The organism is Frigidibacter sp. (genome assembly GCF_030695035.1).
GTDB lineage: Bacteria > Pseudomonadota > Alphaproteobacteria > Rhodobacterales > Rhodobacteraceae > Frigidibacter.
Window position 1 is genome coordinate 613,104 of record NZ_JAUYTT010000008.1, and the last position, 18,441, is coordinate 631,544.

Sequence of the window (18,441 nt, forward strand, 5' to 3'; positions counted from 1 at the left end):
GTTCGGCCCGGCCTGTGCTGCCTGCTTCTTGCCGCCGCCCCAGAAGAAGCGAATCGGCCTTGCCACGCCTTCCGGCGATCTTAGCGCATTCGCCGGGGCCTTTTACCCCCCTTTTCCCGCCGCCCCGGGCCGGGCGGCGGCTGCCCGCGCTTGAACTTGGGGATGGGGCTGCTATTGAACGCGTGACCGCTAACACGTTGCCGAAGGATGCCGCCTTGGATATCGCCACGCTCCGCGCGACCTACCCCGACCACTGGATGAAAGCCGCCGCGCTGCGCGCGCTGGCGATGGATGCGGTTCAGGCCGCCAATTCCGGCCACCCGGGCCTGCCGATGGGCATGGCCGATGTGGTGACGGTGCTGTTTGAAAAGCACCTGAAATTCGACGCCTCGGCCCCGCATTGGCCCGACCGCGACCGTTTCATCCTGTCGGCCGGCCATGGCTCGATGCTGATCTACGGGCTGCTGCACCTGTGCGGCGATGCGCAGATCACGCTGGACCAGATCAAAGCGTTCCGGCAATGGGGCGCGCTGACCGCGGGCCACCCCGAGAACTTCCTGGTGGACGCGATCGAGACCACCACCGGCCCGCTGGGTCAGGGCATTGCCAATGCCGTGGGCATGGCGATTGCCGAACAGTCGCTGCAGGCGCGGTTCGGCAAGAAGATCGTCGATCACCGCACCTGGGTGCTGGCCGGCGATGGCTGCCTGATGGAGGGGATCAGCCAGGAGGCCATCGGCCTTGCCGGGATGCAGCAGCTGTCGAACCTGATCGTGCTGTGGGACAACAATGACATCACCATCGACGGCCGGGTTTCGGTGTCGGACCGGACCGACCAGCGCGCGCGCTTTGCCGCCTCGGGCTGGACGGTGCTGCATTGCGACGGGCATGACCCGGCGGATATCGACCGCGCGCTGACCGCGGCGAAAGAGGCCAGCGGCCCGGTGCTGGTGGATTGCAAGACCATCATCGGTTTCGGCGCGCCCACCAAGGCCGACAGCTATCAGGCCCATGGCTCGCCGCTTGGCGACAAGGAAATCGCCGCGACCCGCGAGGTCTATGGCTGGCCCCATGCGCCCTTCGAGATCCCGGCCGAGATTGCCGCGGCCTGGAAGGCCATCGGCAAGCGCGGCGCTGCGGACCGCGCCGAGTGGCAAGAACGGCTGAGCGCCCTGTCGGCCAACAAGCGCGACGAGTTCCTGCGGCAGATGGCCGGGGGCGCGCCGAAAAAGCTCGCCGCCGCGATCCGCGGCTTCAAGAAGGCGCAGTCCGCGGCCGCCCCGAAGGTCGCCACCCGCAAGGCCAGTGAAATGGTTCTGGGCGCGGTGAACGATGCCGTGCCGGAAACCATCGGCGGCTCGGCCGACCTCACCGGCTCGAACCTCACCAAGACCGCGGATCTGGGCGTGTTTGGCCCCGGCAACCGCAAGGGCCGCTATGTGCATTACGGCATCCGCGAGCATGGCATGGCGGCGGCGATGAACGGGCTGTGGCTGCATGGCGGCGTGCGGCCTTACGGTGGCACCTTCTTCTGCTTCACCGACTATGCCCGCGGCGCGATGCGCCTGTCGGCGCTGATGGGCGCGCCGGTGGTCTATGTGATGACGCATGACTCCATCGGCCTTGGCGAGGATGGCCCGACCCACCAGCCGGTCGAGCATCTGGCGATCTGCCGGGCGACGCCGAACACCTGGACCTTCCGCCCCGCCGATATCATCGAGACGGCCGAGGCCTGGGAACTGGCGCTGAGCACGTCGGACACGCCCTCGGTGCTGGCGCTGAGCCGCCAGAACCTGCCGACGCTGCGCACCGCGCATAGCAACCAGAACCTGAGTGCCAAGGGCGCCTATGTGCTGGCCGAGGCGACGGGCAAGCGTCAGGCGATCCTGATGGCGAGCGGGTCCGAGGTGGAGATGGCCATGAACGCCCGCGCGGCGCTCGAGGCGGAAGGCATCGGCACCCGCGTGGTCTCGGTCCCCTGCATGGAGCTGTTCGTGGCGCAGGATGAAGCCTACCGCCGCAAGGTGCTGCCCGCCGGCCCGGTGCGCGTGGCAGTGGAGGCCGCGGTGCGGATGCCGTGGGACCGCTTCTTGCTCGGTGAGCGCGGGAAAGAGGCCAAGGCCGGTTTCGTCGGGATGGAAGGCTTCGGCGCCTCGGCCCCGGCAGAGCGGCTCTATGCCGAGTTCGGGATCACGGCGGAAGCCGTGGCCGAGAAGGTCAAGGCGCTGCTCTAAGGGCGGGTCTGGCGAAGGATTGGAAAGGGCCCCCGGTGTGGGGCCCTTTTTCGTTGCCCATCCGACCGGACAGAGGGCAGCGCCCGTCCGCCGGGTGGGCGAGCAACAGCAGTTCTAGGCGGTTTATGGTTCAACACCCCTCCACCGGATTTCTAGGCGGAGCCGTTGCAAAAGCGCCCGCCCGAGGGGGCGGACGGGCGCTGCCCGGCGGCGCCAAGGCGCCTTGTTCCGGGCAAGGAAGAGAGGGCTCCCTCAGTGCCCCGCCGCCTTCTTCCCCGTCACCGCGGCAATCGCAGGCCCGATCACCTTGCCCACCACCGGGATCAGCGCGAGGCCAAGCGCCAACCCGAAGATGCCGTCGAAGAGGGCCGTCACCGCCCAGTCCACCGCGCCGGCCGCGCCTGGCACGGCGGCCGCCGCCAGCTCGGCCATATGCTCGATCCACTGATAGGGCCCGCTGATCCCGAAGCTTTCCAGCCCGTGGATCACGATGGAGCCGCCGACCCAGATCATCGCGGCGGTGCCCACCGCCGAGAGCAGCTTCATGAAAACCGGCATGCCCTTGACGATGCCGCGGCCCGTGGCGCGGGTAGCGCCAAGCCGCCCGGCCGTCGCCATGTGCAGGCCGATGTCGTCCGCCTTCACGATCAGCGCCACCCCGCCATAGACCACCGCCGTGATGCCGATGCCGACAAGCGCCAGCACCGCCGCCTCGGTCCAGAGGCTGCTTTCGGGGATCGCGGAAAGGGCGATGGTCATGATCTCGGCCGACAGGATGAAATCGGTCTTGATGGCGCCCGCGACCTTTTCCGCCTCCAGATGCCCGGCATCGGCCACCGGCACGTCCAGCGGCACATCGTGATGCGCTGGGGGAAACAACATGTGATGCACCTTCTCGGCGCCCTCGAAGCACAGATAGCCGCCGCCCAGCATCAGCAGCGGGTTGATCGCCCAGGGCGCGAAGGTGGACAGGATCAGCGCGGCGGGCAGCAGGATCAGCAACTTGTTGCGGATCGAGCCAAGGGCGATCTTGCCGACGATGGGCAGCTCGCGCGCCGCCGGAAAGCCGTGGACATATTTGGGTGTGACCGCGGCATCGTCGATCACCGCACCGGCCGCCTTGGCCCCGGCCTTGGCCGCCTGCCCCGCCACATCGTCGAGCGAGGCCGCAGCAACCTTGGCAATCGTCGCCACATCATCGAGAAGCGCCAGCAATCCGCTCATGTGCCCGTCCTTTATGCCTTGCGCGACCCTAGCCGATGCCCTGTCCGGCGCAAGGGGCGCCGCGCGGGGCCTGCGTTAGCGCCAACAGGGAATGTTTTCGCTAACATACTGATTCCGCGGGTTTTCTGCACTTGCACACGTTGGTATACGAATCCTGAACAGGACCGGCGCGACCTTTCCGCGCCATACGACCCAGGACAACCCACCAGCGGGAGAGCGCGACATGACCGTCACCATCGGGATCAACGGCTTTGGCCGCATCGGGCGCTGCACGCTGGCGCATATCGCCGAGGCCGCGCGCAATGATGTGCAGGTGGTGAAGATCAACGCCACCGGGCCGATCGAGACCAACGCGCATCTGCTGAAATACGATTCGGTGCATGGCCGCTTCCCCGGGCAGGTGCGGGTGTCGGGCAACACGCTCGACCTCGGCCGTGGCCCCATCGAGGTGATGTCGACCTACAACCCGGAAGAACTGGACTGGGAAGGCTGCGACGTGGTGCTGGAATGCACCGGCAAGTTCAACGAACGCGACGCCGCCGCCATCCACCTGACCCGCGGCGCCAAGCGGGTGCTGGTCTCTGCCCCCGCCAAGAATGCCGACAAGACCGTGGTCTACGGCGTCAACCATCGCAGCCTGACGGCCGATCATCTGGTCGTGTCGAACGGCAGCTGCACCACCAACTGCCTCGCCCCGCTGGCCAAGGTGCTGAACGACGCCATCGGCATCGAGCGCGGGATCATGACCACGATCCACAGCTATACCGGCGACCAGCCGACGCTCGACCGGCGCCACAGCGACCTCTACCGCGCCCGCGCCGCCGCGATGGCGATGATCCCCACCTCGACCGGCGCCGCGAAAGCCATTGGCGAGGTGCTGCCGGAACTGAAGGGCCGCCTCGACGGCTCGGCGATCCGGGTGCCGACCCCCAACGTGTCTGCCGTGGACCTGACCTTCGAGGCAGGCCGCGAAGTGACGGTGGAAGAGGTCAACCGCGTGGTGCGCGAGGCGGCCGCCGGCTACATGGGCATGGTGCTGGCCTATGATCCTGAACCCAAGGTTTCCATCGACTTCAATCACACGCCCTATTCGTCTATCTTCGCCCCGGACCAGACCAAGGTCGTTGGCGGGCGCACCGTCCGCGTGCTGGCATGGTATGACAATGAATGGGGTTTCTCCTGCCGGATGGCCGATGTGGCCGGGGCGATGGGGCGGCTCCTGCACTGAAGGAGCCCGGGGGGCCACGCGCCCCCGACCATGACCAACACCGTCGCCATCGCGCTTGGGGCGCTGATCCTGCTGATCTTTATCCTGGACGCGCTCGCCTTCGGCGGCGGCCTGCCGGTGTTCCTTGGCCTGAAGCTCGCAAACCTCATCGAATACCTCGCCTTCTGGCGATAGTGCGGCTAGGCTCCGGCAGAGCTTTCCCGCGCTATCAAGCTGTTAGCGCAAACCGGCTGCATGGCCAGAGGAGACGGATGATGACGGTAAAGGTGGCAATCAACGGTTTTGGCCGGATCGGGCGCAACGTGCTGCGCGCAATCGTGGAATCCGGGCGCACCGATATCGAGGTGGTGGCGATCAACGATCTGGGGCCGGTGGAAACCAATGCCCATCTGATCCGCTTTGATTCGGTCCATGGCCGCTTCCCCGGCGAAGTGACCACGACCGCGACCAGCATCGACGTGGGCCGCGGCCCCATCGAGGTGACGGCGCTGCGCAATCCCGCCGAACTGCCCTGGGGCGGGGTCGATATCGTGCTGGAATGCACCGGCATCTTCACCGACCGCGACAAGGCGGCGATCCACCTGGAAAACGGCGCGAGCCGGGTTCTGGTCTCGGCCCCCTCGAACGGTGCCGACAAGACCATCGTCTATGGCGTGAACCATGACACGCTGACCGCCGCCGACACCATCGTGTCGAACGCGTCCTGCACCACCAACTGCCTCGCCCCGGTGGCGCAGGTGCTGCATGACAGCATCGGCATCGTGAAGGGCTTCATGACCACGATCCACAGCTATACCGGCGACCAGCCGACGCTGGACACCATGCACAAGGACCTCTACCGCGGCCGCGCGGCTGCGCTGAGCATGATCCCCACCTCGACCGGCGCCGCCAAGGCCGTGGGTCTGGTGCTGCCCTCGCTGAAGGGCAAGCTCGACGGCGTGGCGATCCGGGTGCCGACGCCGAACGTGTCGGTCGTGGACCTGACCTTCGAGGCGGCGCGGGAAACCACCGTCGAAGAGATCAACGAGGCGATCAAGGCCGCCGCCGCGGGCCGCCTCAAGGGCATCCTCGGGGTGACCGCGCTGCCGAACGTGTCCATCGACTTCAACCATGACCCCCACAGCTCCACCTTCGCGCTGGACCAGACCCGGGTGATGGAGGGCACGTTCTGCCGGATCCTGACCTGGTATGACAATGAATGGGGCTTCTCCAACCGGATGAGCGACACCGCCGTGGCGATGGGCAAACTGCTCTGATCCTCTGCTGATTTCACGCCAAATATTTCGCGCCGGTAACGAAAACTTATCGGCGCGAGTGTTTTCCGGGGGCCCCATCCAAGCTATTGATGCCGCATGGATTTGGTCGTCATCATTGCCATCGTCGCCGCACTGTTTCTGGTGATCGGCCTCAGCGAGCCGCTGGCGGCAAAGCTGCGCCTTCCCTATTCGGTGATCCTTGCGGCGGTGGGCATCGCCATAGGGGCCGCGGCGACGTTTTTCTGGCGCACCGACCTGACCGATGCGCTGAACCCGATGGCGCTGGCGATCCTCAATCTGCCGATCCGGTCCAACGTCTTCCTCTATGTCTTCCTGCCGACGCTGGTGTTTCAGGTCGCCCTTGGGCTGAACCTGCGGCGGATGCTGGATGACTGGGTGCCGGTGCTGGTGCTGGCGGTGGTCGCGGTGGTGGTGGCGACGGTGGTGATCGGCTTTGCGCTGATGCCCTTTGCCGGGCTGCCGCTGGCCGCCTGCCTGCTGATCGGCGCCATCGTCTCGACCACCGACCCCTCGGCCGTGGTCTCGATCTTCCGCGCGACGCCTGCCCCGCAGCGGCTGGCGCGGATTGTCGAGGGCGAGAGCCTGCTGAACGACGCCGCCGCCATCGCGCTGTTCGGGCTGTTCCTGGGCTTCGTCACCGTGGGCGCGGAAGACCCTGACCTTGTGGCCGGGCTGATGCGCTTCCCGTGGATCGTGGCGGGCGGCATCCTTGCCGGCGCGCTGACGGCGCGGGTGGCGGTCGAGATCATCGCGCGGATGCCGGCGCATCCGCTGGGGCAGGTCTCGGTCAGCGTCGCCCTGCCCTACCTCACCTACATTGGCGCCGAGCAGCTGAATGCCTCGGGCGTGATCGGCGTGGTCGCGGCGGGGCTGACACTGAACCTGCTGGCGCCCGGCCGCTTTCCCCCGGCGCTGACCGCGACGCTGCGCGACACATGGGACCTGCTGGCGCATTGGGCCGGGTCGCTGATCTTCGTGCTGGCGGCGCTGCTGATCCCGCGCCTCTTGTCGGACGTGCGCGCCTTCGATCTGGTGCTGGTCGCCATCGTGGTGCTGGCGGCCTTCGTCGCCCGCGCCGCGATCTTGTTCATCGTGCTGCCGCTGCTGACGATGATCCGCCTGTCGCCACGGGTGGAACGCCCCTACCGCGTGGCAATCCTCTGGGGCGGCCTGCGCGGCGCGGTCACGCTGGCGCTGGCGCTGGCGGTCACCGAAAGCCGGCTGGTCCCGCCCGAGATCCAGCGGCAGGTCGGCATCCTCGCCACGGGCTTCACCCTCTTCACCCTCATCGTACAGGGCACCAGCCTGCGCCGGGTCATCGCCTGGCTCGGGCTGGACCGGCTGTCGCCCATCGACACCGCGCTTGGCAATCAGGTCATCGCCGTGGCGTTGCAAACGGTGCGCGAGGGCGTGGCCGAAACCGCCCGCGACTTTGGCCTGACGCGAGAGATCGTCCGCGACGAGGCCAAGCGCTTTGGCGAGAGGCTGGACGTCGCCGTGCGCCGCGCCGATGGCATGGAAGACATCCTCGACCGCGACCGCATCACCCTGGGGCTGGTGGCGCTGGCCGGGCGCGAGCGCGACCTGATCCTTGAGGAGTTTCGCCAGCAGGTGATCCCGCCCGAGCTTGCCGAACGGCTGCTGGCCGGCGCCGACCGGATCATCGAGGCAACGCGGGCGAACGGGCGCACCGCCTATCGCACCGCGGCGCGCGCGAACCTTGCGACCGGCTGGCGCTACCGCGCGGCCGAGGCGCTGCACAACCGCGCCGGGCTTGGCCGGCCGCTGGCGCGGCTGACCGAGGACCGGTTCGACATGCTGGTGACGCTGGGGATGATCCTGCCGGACCTGCACGGCTTCATCAACGACCGCATCCGCCGCATCCACGGCCGCCGGGTGGCGGACCTGCTGCATGAACTCCTCGACCGCCGCGCCGAGGAGACGCTCAAGGAGCTGGAGGGCCTGCGCCTGCAATTCCCCGGCTATGCCGAGATGCTGGAACGCCGCCTGATCCGCCGCACCACGCTGCGGCTGGAGGAACGGGAATATGACGCGCTGACCGAAGACGGGCTGATCGGGCCGGAACTGCGCGCCACGCTGGGGGATGAGATCGCGCGCCGCCGCGGTATTCTGGCTGCCCGCCCGACGCTGGACCTCAAGCTGCAGAAGTCGGATCTGGTGGCGCAGTTTCCACTGTTCGCGGGGCTGGACGAAAGCGCGCGCAAGATGCTGGCAAAGCGCCTGCGCACCCTCTATGTGCCGCCGGGCGAGGTGATCTTGCACCGCGACAGCGTGCCCCGGCAGGTCTGGTTCATCGCCTCGGGCGCAGTGGAGACGGTGACGGCGGGCACGAAACACCGACTGGGACGCGGCGAGATGTTCGGGCAACTGGCGCTGCTGGCGCGGATGCGGCGGCGCACGCAGGTGGTGGCGATCACCCATTGCACGCTGCTGGCGCTGGACGAGGCCCGCTTCCGCCGCCTGCTGGAAAAGAGCGCGACGCTGCGCCGCGCCGTCGTGGAAAGTGCCGCCCGCCGCGGGGTGAAGCTGGACCCGGCGCTGTTTGCCAAGGCCGGCGGTGCCCCCGCGACGGCGGCCGCACTGGCGTTGACGGTCGCGAAGGTGGAAGCGCAGGAGGTTGAGGCGGAGGCGGCGAGCCCGGAGGCGGCCGCCATCGTCGCGCCTGTGCCGGACGCAGTCGCTGTCGAAGCCGAGACGCAAGTGGAAGCCGCGCCTGCCCTGCCGGAGCCGGAAGTCGCCACGGCCGCGTCAACAGCGCCGGAAGAGCCCGTGGCCGAGCCTGTCAGCACCGCCGCACCCATGCCGGACGCCCCTGCAGTCGCGGCGCAGAGCGATGCGCCTGCAGAGCCGGAGCTCTTGCCGGAAATCCCCGCCGCGGCGGAAGCCTCTCCGCCAGCGGCGCCCGAGGAGGCCGAACCGGAGCCCACCAACGCGGCAGACCAGGACCCGCTCAGCGCGGGGCGCGGTTGAAGCGTTCGGTCAGCGCCACCACCACCGGCGCGGGCACGAATTGCGAGACATTGCCCCCCAGCCGGGCAATCTCTTTCACCAGCTTCGAGGCGATCGCCTGCCGCCGTGCATCGGCCATCAGGAACACGGTTTCCACCCCGGCATCCAGCGCGCGGTTCATGCCGACCATCTGGAATTCATACTCGAAATCCGCCACCGCCCGCAGCCCGCGGATGATGACGCTGGCGCCCACATCCCGGGCGCAGTCGATCAGCAAGTTCTCGAACGGATGCACCAGGATCTCGGTGCCGGACTGGGCGGCGATGCGGCCGATCTCGTCCTCGACCATCCCCACCCGCTCTTCGAGCGTGAACAGCGGCCCCTTGTCGCGGTTGATGGCGACGCCGATCACCAGCCGGTCCACCAGCAGAGAGGCGCGCTCGATAATGTCGATATGCCCCAGCGTGACCGGGTCGAAGGTGCCGGGGTAAAGGCCGATGCGCATGCTGTCCCTCCACTTGGCGGGCAGGACCGAAGTCTTCTCGCCGCGCCCGAATTTTCAGCACGCAACTATATTGCCCCGCCAAATGCAAGCGCCGCGTTGCAGCAGGCATGGCGGGGCATGTCTCGGCGGGCGTCAGTTGCCCATGATCATCCCGGTCAGCGCCTCGCGCTCCATCGACAGTTCCGACAGCCGCGCCTTGACCACATCGCCGATCGAGATCAGGCCGACCATCTCCTCGCCCTCCATCACCGGCATGTGGCGGAAGCGCCCGGCGCTCATCTTCTCCATCACGGTGACCGCGTCATCCTCGCGCCGGCACGACACGATGGCGCGGGTCATGATCGCCTCCACCGGGTCCGACAGGCAGCCGGCGCCGCGGCGGCCAAGCTCGCGCACGATGTCGCGCTCGGACAGGATGCCAAGCACCGCCTTGCCATCGGGCGAGACGATCACCGCACCGATGCGGCGGGCCGACAGCACTTCGGCAACTGCAGCGAGGCTCCAGCCCGGCGCCACGGTGACCACGCCGTCATCGGCCTTCGATTTCAGAATCTGGTGAACAAGCATCGAGTCCTCCTCTACCCAATTGCGCGCCTCCTCGGGGGGACAGCGTCCGCTGGGTGCGGCAGTCTGTCAAGGGGAGCGGGCGCAGGGGGAGCCTTTCGGCTGAGATTGGTGAATACGGCAAGTCGGAGGGCAGCGCGTGTTCCCCCTACTGCCCCGCCGCCAGCGCCTCCAGCCGCGCCACCTCGCGCCGCAGGCCCAGTGTCAGCGCCTCGGCGAACCGCGTCATCCGGTCGGACCGCCGGTCATCGGCATGGCGGATCAGCCAGAAGGCCCGGGTCAGCGCCACCTGCCCCGCCAGCACCCGGCGCAGGCCCGGGGCGAAGGGCATGGCGAAATCATGCACGATGCCTATCCCCGCCCCCGCCCGCAGCCACATCAGCTGCACCGACACCGAATTGGACCCCAGCGGCACCGTCCCGGCCCCCAGTTCCGCCAGATAATCCAGCTCCTTGTCGAAGATCATGTCGGGGATATAGCCCACCAGCCGATGCGCCTGCAGATCGGCGCGGGCGGTGATGGCGGGATTCGCCGCCAGATATCCGGCATCCCCCGCAAGGCTCAGCCGGTAATCGGTCAGCTTCTGCACCGTCAGCCGCCCCGCCTCGGGCGGGCTGACGGCGACGGCCATGTCCGCCTCGCGCTTGGACAGGTTGAACACCCGCGGCAGCGCCACGATCTGCACCTCCAGCCCCGGATTGGCATCGCAGATCGCCGCCGTCACCTGCGGCAGCAGATAGTTCGCGCAGCCATCGGGCGCCCCGAGGCGGATCTGGCCCGTCAGCCCCGCGCCCGCGCCCGCCATATCCTCCGTCGCACCCGCCACCGCCCGCTCTGCCGCCTCGGCATGGGCGACCAGCCGCCCGCCCGCCTCGGTCAGCCGGTAGCCCTGGGCAGAGCGCAGGAACAGCGGATGGCCAAGCGCCTCCTCCAGCCGGGCAATGCGCCGGCCCACGGTCGCCGCATCCAGCCGCAAGCCGCGCCCCGCGCCCGACAGGCTCTCGCTGCGGGCCACGGCCAGAAAGATCCGCAGGTCATCCCAATCCGGCATCTGGCGCCCCTTTGCACATTTGCAAAACGATTTTGGGAAACTGACGCTTTGCGCCGCAGAAATGCAAGCCTATGGTGACGCCAACCAGAACTTCGGGAGGAATGTCATGGAAACCATCGGTCACTGGATCAACGGCAAGCTTGTGGCGGGCACGTCCGGCCGCTTTGCCGATGTCTTCAACCCCGCCACCGGCGATGTGCAGGCGCAGGTTGCCCTCGCCAGCACCGCCGAGATCGACGCCGCCATCGCCGACGCCGCCGAGGCGCAGGTGAAATGGGGCGCGACCAACCCGCAGCGCCGCGCGCGTGTGATGATGGAGATGGTGCGTCTCATCAACCGTGACATGGACAAGCTGGCCGAGAAGCTGTCCTCCGAACATGGCAAGACCTTCCCCGATGCCAAGGGCGATATCCAGCGCGGGCTGGAGGTGATCGAGTTCTGCATCGGTGCCCCGCATCTGCTGAAGGGCGAGTTCACCGACAGCGCCGGCCCGGGGATCGACATGTATTCGCTGCGCCAGCCGCTTGGCGTGGCCGCGGGCATCACCCCGTTCAACTTCCCCGCCATGATCCCGCTGTGGAAAATGGGCCCGGCGCTGGCCGCGGGCAATTCGTTCATCCTCAAGCCGTCCGAACGCGACCCCTCGGTCCCGCTGATGCTGGCGGCGCTGTTTCAGGAGGCGGGGCTGCCCGACGGCGTGCTGCAGGTCATCAACGGCGACAAGGAAGCCGTCGATGCGATCCTGGACAATGACACCGTGCAGGCCATCGGCTTCGTCGGCTCCACCCCGATCGCGCAATACATCTATGCGCGCGGCTGCGCGAACGGCAAGCGCGTGCAATGTTTCGGCGGCGCCAAGAACCACATGATCATCATGCCCGATGCCGATCTGGATCAGGCCGCCGACGCGCTGGTGGGGGCCGGTTTCGGCGCGGCAGGCGAGCGCTGCATGGCGATCTCGGTCGCAGTGCCGGTTGGCGACGCCACCGCCGATGCGCTGATCGAAAAGCTGATCCCGCGGATCGAGCGGCTGAAGGTCGGCCCGTGGACGGCGGGCGACGATGTGGATTACGGCCCGGTCGTCACCGCCGCCGCCAAGGCCAATATCCTGAAGCTGGTGGAATCGGGCGTCGAGCAGGGCGCGAAACTGGTGGTCGATGGCCGTGGCTTCAGCCTGCAGGGCTATGAGGACGGCTTCTTCGTCGGCCCGCACTTGTTTGACCATGTCACGCCTGACATGGACATCTACCGCAAAGAGATCTTCGGGCCGGTCCTCTCCACAGTCCGCGCGCAATCCTACGAGGAGGCGCTGAAGCTGGCGATGGACCATGAATATGGCAACGGCACCGCGATCTATACCCGCGATGGCGACACCGCGCGCGACTTCGCCAACCGGATCAACGTTGGCATGATCGGCATCAACGTGCCGATCCCGGTACCGCTGGCCTATCACACCTTCGGCGGGTGGAAGAAATCGGTGTTCGGCGACCTGAACCAGCACGGGACTGATGCCTTCCGCTTCTACACGCGCACCAAGACCGTCACGGCGCGCTGGCCGTCGGGCATGAAGGAAGGCGCGGCGTTCAACTTCAAGGCGATGGACTGATCCGCTGCGCGGATCAGCTAACAGCGAGACCGTGCAGGGCTGAAACCACGGCCCTGCGCGCGCCTTGCAAAAGTCCTGCAAGGTTCGCCCGCTAGACCACCAGAAACCGACGGAGGGGAGGCTGTCATGGATTTCGCGCTCAGCGAGGAGCAGCAGGCCATTTTCGACATGGCCTACGGCTTCGGCCAGGAACATATCGCGCCCTTCGCCCGGCAATGGGAGGCCGAGGGCACGATCCCCAAGGCGCTCTGGCCCAAGGTGGCGGAGCTGGGTCTTGGCGGCATCTACGTGTCCGAGGATGTCGGCGGATCGGGCCTCAGCCGCCTCGATGCCACGCTGGTCTTCGAGGCGCTGGCGATGGCCTGCCCGGCGGTCGGCAGCTTCCTGTCGATCCACAACATGTGCGGCGGCATGATCGACAAGTTCGGCAGCCCCGAGACGCGGGCCGCGTGGCTGCCCGCCCTGTGCAGCATGGAGAAGATCTTCTCCTACTGCCTCACCGAACCCGGATCGGGCTCCGACGCCGCCGCCCTGCGCACCCGCGCCGAGAAGACCAATGACGGCTACCGCCTGACCGGCACCAAGGCCTTCATCTCGGGCGGCGGTTACTCGGATGTTTACGTGACGATGGTCCGCACCGGCGAGGACGGGCCCAAGGGCATCTCCACCGTGATTGTGGAGGCCGGGGCGCCGGGCCTGTCCTTCGGCGGGCTGGAGGACAAGATGGGCTGGCGCGCGCAGCCGACCCGGCAGGTGCAGTTCGACGAGTGCCCGGTGCCCGCCGCCAACCTGATTGGCGAGGAGGGCCGCGGTTTCGCTTATGCGATGGCCGGGCTCGATGGCGGGCGGCTTAACATCGCCGCCTCTGCCCTTGGCGGCGCGCAGGCGGCGCTGGATGCGACGCTGACCTATATGGCGGAGCGGAAGGCCTTCGGCCGCTCCATCGACCAGTTCCAGGCGCTTCAGTTCCGCCTGGCCGAGATGGAGGTGAAGCTGCAATCCTCGCGCATCTTCCTGCGGCAGGCGGCCTCCAAGCTCGACGCGGGCGCGGCCGATGCCACCAAGTTCTGCGCCATGGCCAAGATGTATGTGACCGACGCCGCCTTTGCGGTCGCCAATGACTGCCTGCAGATGCATGGCGGTTACGGCTACCTTGGCGATTACGGCATCGAGAAGCTGGTGCGCGACCTGCGCGTGCATCAGATCCTTGAAGGCACGAATGAGATCATGCGCCTGATCGTGGCGCGCGAGATGCTGGCGGGGCGGAAATGACAGAAGACCTGCATATCCGCACCGAAGGCCGCGCCGGGCGCATCACCCTCACCCGCCCCAAGGCGCTGAACGCGCTGAGCCATCCGATGGCTCTGGCGCTGGAGGCGGCCATCGACCTGTGGCGCGAAGATCCCGCCGTCGATCTGGTGATCCTCGACGCGGAAGGCGAGCGCGCGTTTTGCGCGGGCGGCGACATCGCCGATGTCTACCGCGCCGGCAAGGCCGGGGATGACACCGCGGGCCGCGATTTCTGGCGTGACGAATACCGGATGAACGCCAAGCTGGCGGAGTACCCCAAGCCGATCATCGCGCTGATGCAGGGCTTCGTGATGGGCGGCGGCGTTGGCATCGGCTGCCATGTCAGCCACCGGGTTGTCGGCGACACCACCCAGATGTCGATGCCAGAATGCGGCATCGGCCTGATCCCCGATGTGGGCGGCACCCTGCTGCTGGCCCGCGCGCCCGGACAGCTTGGCCGCCTCCTTGGCCTTACCGGCACGCGGATGGGGGCCGGCGACGCCATCCACGCGGGCTTCGCCGATCACTACCTGCCCGAGGCGGAGTGGCCCGCCCTCATCGCCGAGCTCTGCGCCACCGGCGATCCCGGCCGCGTTGCTGCCCGCGCCCTGATGGCCCCCGCCAGCCCGCTGGCCGAGGCTGCGGCGGGCATCGACGCGGCATTCAGCGACACCGACATTGCGCAAATCGTTGATCGACTGGAGCAGCACCCCGAGCCTTGGGCCAGCGACGCGCGCAAGGCCATCCTGCGCAACTCGCCACTGTCGATGGGCTGCACGCTGGACCTGCTGGGGGCGCTCTCGCCCACCGACGGCATCCGCGAAGCCCTCACCAACGAGTTCCGCTTCACCTACCACGCCGTGGCGCAGACCGACTTTCTGGAGGGCGTGCGCGCCCAGATCATCGACAAGGACCGCACCCCGCGCTGGCGCCATGCCGGCACCCTGACCGTTCCCGCCGAGGAACGGCAGGCGCTGCTGGCGCCGCTGGGGCCAAGCGAATTGAGCTTCTGAGGAGGAGAGACCATGAAGATCGCGTTTCTGGGACTGGGCAACATGGGCACGCCGATGGCCGCCAATCTGGCAAAGGCCGGCCATGATGTGACGGGCTATGACCCCGCCACCCCGATGCCCGCGGGCGTCACCGGCGCGATCAGCGCGGCGGGCGCGGTGCAGGGGGCCGAGGTGGTCATCACCATGCTGCCCAACGGCGCGATCCTGCGCGGCGTCGCGGCCGAGGTGATCCCGGCGATGGCCCCGGGCGCGGTGCTGGTCGATTGCTCCACCGTCGATGTCGACAGCGCCCGCGCCGTGGCCGAGCAGGCGGCCGCTGCGGGCCTCGCCGCGCTCGATGCGCCCGTGTCGGGCGGGGTCGGCGGCGCGAGTGCCGGCACGCTGACCTTCATGGTCGGCGGCCCCGATGCCGCCTTCGCCACCGCCCTGCCGCTCTTCGAGGTAATGGGCCAGAAGGCGGTGCATTGCGGCGGCGCGGGCGCCGGGCAAGCAGCCAAGATCTGCAACAACATGATCCTCGGCGTCACCATGATCGCCACCTGCGAGGCCTTCGCGCTGGCCGACAAGCTGGGGCTGGACCGGCAGAAGATGTTCGACGTCGTCTCCACTTCCTCGGGCTATTCCTGGTCGATGAACGCCTATTGCCCGGCCCCCGGCGTCGGCCCGACCAGCCCCGCCGACAACGGCTACAAGCCCGGCTTCGCGGCGGAACTGATGCTCAAGGACCTGCGCCTCAGCCAGCAGGCGGCGGGATCTGCCGATGCCGACACCCCGATGGGCGCGCTGGCGACGCTGCTCTATGAGGCGTTCGTCGAGGCGGAAGGCGGCCGCGGCCGCGACTTCTCGGCCATGCTGCCGCGGTTCGAGGCGCGCAGTCGCAGCTAAGATCCCCGCGCGCGAACGCGCGCAACTTGAAGCACCCGCGCGCGACCGATTGACCCGGCCGCGCGCGAGCCCGATTTGGCGCAGGACATCGGCCCCCGGAAATCATATAGTCGGATTTGCATATAATCCGTCCAAGGGGGACAAACCATGTTCAAGACCAATGTCGGCGGCATCGACCGCATCCTGCGCGTGGTGGTCGGCCTTGCGCTGATCGCCGGGTTCTTCCTGAACCCCGAAGGCCAATACCGCTGGCTCTACCTGATCGGCATCGTGCCGCTGGCCACCGGCCTGCTGCAGACCTGCCCGCTCTACTCGATCTTCGGGCTCAACACCTGCCCGCTCAAGCGCTGACACGCCGCAACGTCACCCCCACAAAAGGCGATCCGCGCCACCTCGCGGGCCGCCCCATCCCGTTTGCGCTATACATCCACAGTCCAAACGTGTAATGGCGAAGCGCGCACAAGCTGCGCCACCCCGTTTCCGTTTCTGCCGGTCCCCGGCGGCCCCTTTTGGCCCCCGCGCCCTGCCCCGTTCAGCGAAAGCCCCCCATGATTGATTTCGACGGTATCCATCCCGCATTGTCCGAAGCCCTGACCGAGAAGGGCTATGCCAGCCTGACCCCGGTGCAGGAGGCGGTGCTGGACCCGGCCGTCGCAGGGGCCGACCTGCTGGTTTCTGCGCAGACAGGCTCGGGCAAGACCGTGGCCTTCGGCCTTGCCATGGCCGCCGACATTCTGGGCGACGCCAAGCGCTTCGGCCCCGCCGCCCTGCCCGCCGCGCTGATCGTGGCGCCGACGCGCGAACTGGCCCTGCAGGTCCGGCGCGAGCTGGAATGGCTCTATGCCCCGGCCGGCGCGGTGATCGCGTCTTGCGTGGGCGGCATGGATGCCCGGTCTGAACGGCGCGTGCTGGAACGCGGCGCCCATATCGTCGTCGGCACCCCCGGGCGTCTGTGCGACCACCTCCGCCGCGGCGCGCTCGACATCACCGCGCTGAAGGTCGCCGTGCTGGACGAGGCAGACGAGATGCTGGACCTCGGCTTCCGCGAGGATCTGGAGTTCATCTTGCAATCCGCCGCGACCGACCGGCGCACGCTGCTGTTCTCGGCCACCGTGCGGCCCGAGATCGCGCAGCTGGCGAAAAGCTACCAGCGCGATGCCAAGCGCGTCTCGACCGCTGCCGAGCGTGAACAGCATCTCGACATCGAATACCGCGCCTTCGCCGTCGATCCGGGCGACCGCGAGAATGCCATCGTCAACGTGCTGCGCTTCTACGAATCCAGCCGCGCGCTGGTGTTCTGCGGCACCCGCGCCACCGTCAACCATCTGACCGCGCGCTTCGTGAACCGCGGCTTCCCGGTGGTGGCGCTGTCGGGCGAGCTGAGCCAGCAGGAACGCAGCCACGCGCTGCAGGCCATGCGCGACGGCCGCGCCCGCGTCTGCATCGCCACCGACGTGGCGGCGCGCGGCATCGACCTTCCGGGGCTGGACCTCGTGATCCATGCCGACCTGCCGACCAACAAGGAAACCCTCCTCCACCGCTCGGGCCGCACCGGCCGCGCCGGCAACAAGGGCACCAGCGCGCTGATCGTGCCGGTGAACGCCCGCAAGAAGGCCGAACGTCTGCTGGGTTGGGCGAACATCGCCGCGATCTGGGGCGCCGCGCCCTCGGCCGAAGAGGTTCTGGCCCGCGATGCCGAACGGATGATCGCCGACCCGGCGCTGCACGCCCCGGTGGAGGAGTCGGAAACCGAGGCCCTCGCCGCGCTGATGGAGCTGCCGCCGCGCGCCCTCGCCGCCGGCTTCTACCGCCTCTGGGCCGCTGGCCGCTCGGCTCCCGAAGACCTGCGCCCCGCCGGCGACGGCGCCAAGCGCGAGCGTACCGAGTTCGGCCCCAGCTTCTGGATCTCGCTGCCCGTCGGCCATGAACAGCGGGCCGAGGCGCGCTGGCTGCTGCCGATGCTCTGCCGTTCCGGCGACCTGACCCGCACCGATATCGGCGCGATCCGGGTGGGCCGCGAGGAAACCGCCGTGCAGATCTCGACGACCGCCGAGGACCGCTTCTTCGGTGCCATTGGCGCGGCGGGCACGCTGGAAGACGGCATCCCGGTGACACGGATGGCGAAGGCCCCCGAAGGCCTGCCCGGCAACCCCGACGCCGCCCCGCGCCCGGCCCGCAAACCCTACGAGGGCAAGCCGCGCAGCGACGACAGCGCGCCCCGCGAGAAGCGCAGCTACGAGCAGACCGACGCCCCGCGCGAGAAGCGGACCTATGAGCGCAAGGAGCCGTCCAACTGGTCCCCCGCGCCCGCTGCCCCCGCCGACCGCGACACCGGAGAGGCCCCGCGCAAACCCCGCCACAAGGTCGCCGCCCGCGCCGAAGGGCCCGCTGGCCCCCATGCCGCGAAATCCGGCTGGGCAAAACCGAAGCCGAAGCCCGACACGGCCGGCAAAGGCCCCGCCAAACCGGGCGCGAAATACGGCACCCGGTCGGACCGCCCCGACAGCGGCGCGAAACCGTGGAAGCCGAAGGGGAGCTGATCCCCGGGGCTGATGGAATTGAAAGGGGCGCGGCCGGAAGGCTGCGTCCTTCTT

The 18,441-nt window shown here is 68.3% G+C and carries 15 protein-coding genes; 11 read left to right on the forward strand and 4 right to left on the reverse strand.

Annotated elements, in window-relative coordinates:
* Positions 1–215 precede the first annotated feature (215 nt).
* The gene (tkt, locus tag Q8S30_RS07115) at positions 216–2,234 is read left to right on the forward strand and encodes a transketolase (protein ID WP_305665686.1); all 2,019 of its coding nucleotides are present in this window, start codon (positions 216–218) and stop codon (positions 2,232–2,234) included.
* A 252-nt stretch (positions 2,235–2,486) separates the two neighbouring features.
* Here tkt and Q8S30_RS07120 read toward each other — a convergent pair whose 3' ends face one another.
* A complete protein-coding gene (locus Q8S30_RS07120; RefSeq protein ID WP_305665323.1) occupies positions 2,487–3,458 on the reverse strand; it encodes a DUF808 domain-containing protein in 972 nt (323 codons plus the stop codon).
* A gap of 223 nt (positions 3,459–3,681) precedes the next feature.
* Here Q8S30_RS07120 and gap (Q8S30_RS07125) point away from each other — a divergent pair, with 223 nt between their 5' ends.
* From gap (Q8S30_RS07125) to Q8S30_RS07140, 4 genes are all read left to right on the forward strand, one after another.
* Positions 3,682–4,686: a type I glyceraldehyde-3-phosphate dehydrogenase gene (gene gap, locus Q8S30_RS07125; RefSeq protein ID WP_305665324.1), complete on the forward strand. Its 1,005-nt coding sequence runs from the start codon at positions 3,682–3,684 to the stop codon at positions 4,684–4,686.
* A gap of 30 nt (positions 4,687–4,716) precedes the next feature.
* Positions 4,717–4,860, forward strand: coding sequence for a hypothetical protein (locus tag Q8S30_RS07130; RefSeq protein ID WP_305665325.1), 144 nt, complete (start codon positions 4,717–4,719; stop codon positions 4,858–4,860).
* 80 nt (positions 4,861–4,940) lie between these two features.
* Positions 4,941–5,942: a type I glyceraldehyde-3-phosphate dehydrogenase gene (gene gap, locus Q8S30_RS07135; RefSeq protein ID WP_305665326.1), complete on the forward strand. Its 1,002-nt coding sequence runs from the start codon at positions 4,941–4,943 to the stop codon at positions 5,940–5,942.
* Between the two features lie 96 nt (positions 5,943–6,038).
* On the forward strand, positions 6,039–8,954 hold the full coding sequence (locus Q8S30_RS07140; RefSeq protein WP_371135462.1) for a cation:proton antiporter: 2,916 nt from the start codon (positions 6,039–6,041) through the stop codon (positions 8,952–8,954).
* Here the strand turns inward: Q8S30_RS07140 and coaD are convergent.
* The 3 genes from coaD to Q8S30_RS07155 all read right to left on the reverse strand — a co-directional run bounded on the left by coaD (position 8,935) and on the right by Q8S30_RS07155 (position 11,053).
* Complete coding sequence (gene coaD / locus Q8S30_RS07145; protein ID WP_305665327.1) at positions 8,935–9,438, reverse strand: pantetheine-phosphate adenylyltransferase; 504 nt, start codon at positions 9,436–9,438, stop codon at positions 8,935–8,937. The genes Q8S30_RS07140 and coaD overlap by 20 nt on opposite strands.
* Before the next feature lie 132 nt (positions 9,439–9,570).
* Entirely contained in the window at positions 9,571–10,005 is a 435-nt protein-coding gene (locus Q8S30_RS07150; RefSeq protein WP_305665328.1) for a CBS domain-containing protein, read from the reverse strand.
* Between the two features lie 145 nt (positions 10,006–10,150).
* Positions 10,151–11,053 (reverse strand): LysR family transcriptional regulator, encoded by a 903-nt coding sequence (locus Q8S30_RS07155; protein WP_305665329.1) that lies wholly within the window; start codon positions 11,051–11,053, stop codon positions 10,151–10,153.
* Positions 11,054–11,159: 106 nt separating this feature from the next.
* On the opposite strand from Q8S30_RS07155, the gene Q8S30_RS07160 reads away from it, so the two are divergent.
* From Q8S30_RS07160 to Q8S30_RS07185, 6 genes are all read left to right on the forward strand, one after another.
* Positions 11,160–12,659, forward strand: coding sequence for a CoA-acylating methylmalonate-semialdehyde dehydrogenase (locus Q8S30_RS07160; RefSeq protein WP_305665330.1), 1,500 nt, complete (start codon positions 11,160–11,162; stop codon positions 12,657–12,659).
* 126 nt (positions 12,660–12,785) lie between these two features.
* A complete protein-coding gene (locus tag Q8S30_RS07165; protein ID WP_305665331.1) occupies positions 12,786–13,931 on the forward strand; it encodes an acyl-CoA dehydrogenase family protein in 1,146 nt (381 codons plus the stop codon).
* Complete coding sequence (locus tag Q8S30_RS07170) at positions 13,928–14,962, forward strand: enoyl-CoA hydratase/isomerase family protein (protein WP_305665332.1); 1,035 nt, start codon at positions 13,928–13,930, stop codon at positions 14,960–14,962. Before Q8S30_RS07165 ends, Q8S30_RS07170 begins: the two co-directional genes overlap by 4 nt.
* Positions 14,963–14,974: 12 nt before the next feature.
* Positions 14,975–15,847, forward strand: a complete 873-nt coding sequence (gene mmsB / locus Q8S30_RS07175; RefSeq protein ID WP_305665333.1) for a 3-hydroxyisobutyrate dehydrogenase — start codon at positions 14,975–14,977, stop codon at positions 15,845–15,847.
* 147 nt (positions 15,848–15,994) lie between these two features.
* Positions 15,995–16,198 carry a DUF2892 domain-containing protein gene (locus Q8S30_RS07180; RefSeq protein ID WP_305665334.1) on the forward strand — a complete coding sequence of 68 codons (204 nt, stop codon included), beginning with the start codon at positions 15,995–15,997 and terminating at the stop codon, positions 16,196–16,198.
* 197 nt (positions 16,199–16,395) lie between these two features.
* Positions 16,396–18,387, forward strand: a complete 1,992-nt coding sequence (locus tag Q8S30_RS07185) for a DEAD/DEAH box helicase (RefSeq protein ID WP_305665335.1) — start codon at positions 16,396–16,398, stop codon at positions 18,385–18,387.
* Positions 18,388–18,441: the final 54 nt, after the last annotated feature.

Excerpts from the sequence above, each read along its gene's own strand:
- Q8S30_RS07120 (WP_305665323.1), bottom strand. The coding sequence starts at position 3,458 with ATGAGCGGATTGCTGGCGCTTCTCGATGATGTGGCGACGATTGCCAAG.
- gap (WP_305665324.1), top strand. The coding sequence starts at position 3,682 with ATGACCGTCACCATCGGGATCAACGGCTTTGGCCGCATCGGGCGCTGC.
- Q8S30_RS07130 (WP_305665325.1), top strand. The coding sequence starts at position 4,717 with ATGACCAACACCGTCGCCATCGCGCTTGGGGCGCTGATCCTGCTGATC.
- gap (WP_305665326.1), top strand. The coding sequence starts at position 4,941 with ATGACGGTAAAGGTGGCAATCAACGGTTTTGGCCGGATCGGGCGCAAC.
- Q8S30_RS07140 (WP_371135462.1), top strand. The coding sequence starts at position 6,039 with ATGGATTTGGTCGTCATCATTGCCATCGTCGCCGCACTGTTTCTGGTG.
- coaD (WP_305665327.1), bottom strand. The coding sequence starts at position 9,438 with ATGCGCATCGGCCTTTACCCCGGCACCTTCGACCCGGTCACGCTGGGG.
- Q8S30_RS07150 (WP_305665328.1), bottom strand. The coding sequence starts at position 10,005 with ATGCTTGTTCACCAGATTCTGAAATCGAAGGCCGATGACGGCGTGGTC.
- Q8S30_RS07155 (WP_305665329.1), bottom strand. The coding sequence starts at position 11,053 with ATGCCGGATTGGGATGACCTGCGGATCTTTCTGGCCGTGGCCCGCAGC.
- Q8S30_RS07160 (WP_305665330.1), top strand. The coding sequence starts at position 11,160 with ATGGAAACCATCGGTCACTGGATCAACGGCAAGCTTGTGGCGGGCACG.
- Q8S30_RS07165 (WP_305665331.1), top strand. The coding sequence starts at position 12,786 with ATGGATTTCGCGCTCAGCGAGGAGCAGCAGGCCATTTTCGACATGGCC.
- Q8S30_RS07170 (WP_305665332.1), top strand. The coding sequence starts at position 13,928 with ATGACAGAAGACCTGCATATCCGCACCGAAGGCCGCGCCGGGCGCATC.
- mmsB (WP_305665333.1), top strand. The coding sequence starts at position 14,975 with ATGAAGATCGCGTTTCTGGGACTGGGCAACATGGGCACGCCGATGGCC.
- Q8S30_RS07180 (WP_305665334.1), top strand. The coding sequence starts at position 15,995 with ATGTTCAAGACCAATGTCGGCGGCATCGACCGCATCCTGCGCGTGGTG.
- Q8S30_RS07185 (WP_305665335.1), top strand. The coding sequence starts at position 16,396 with ATGATTGATTTCGACGGTATCCATCCCGCATTGTCCGAAGCCCTGACC.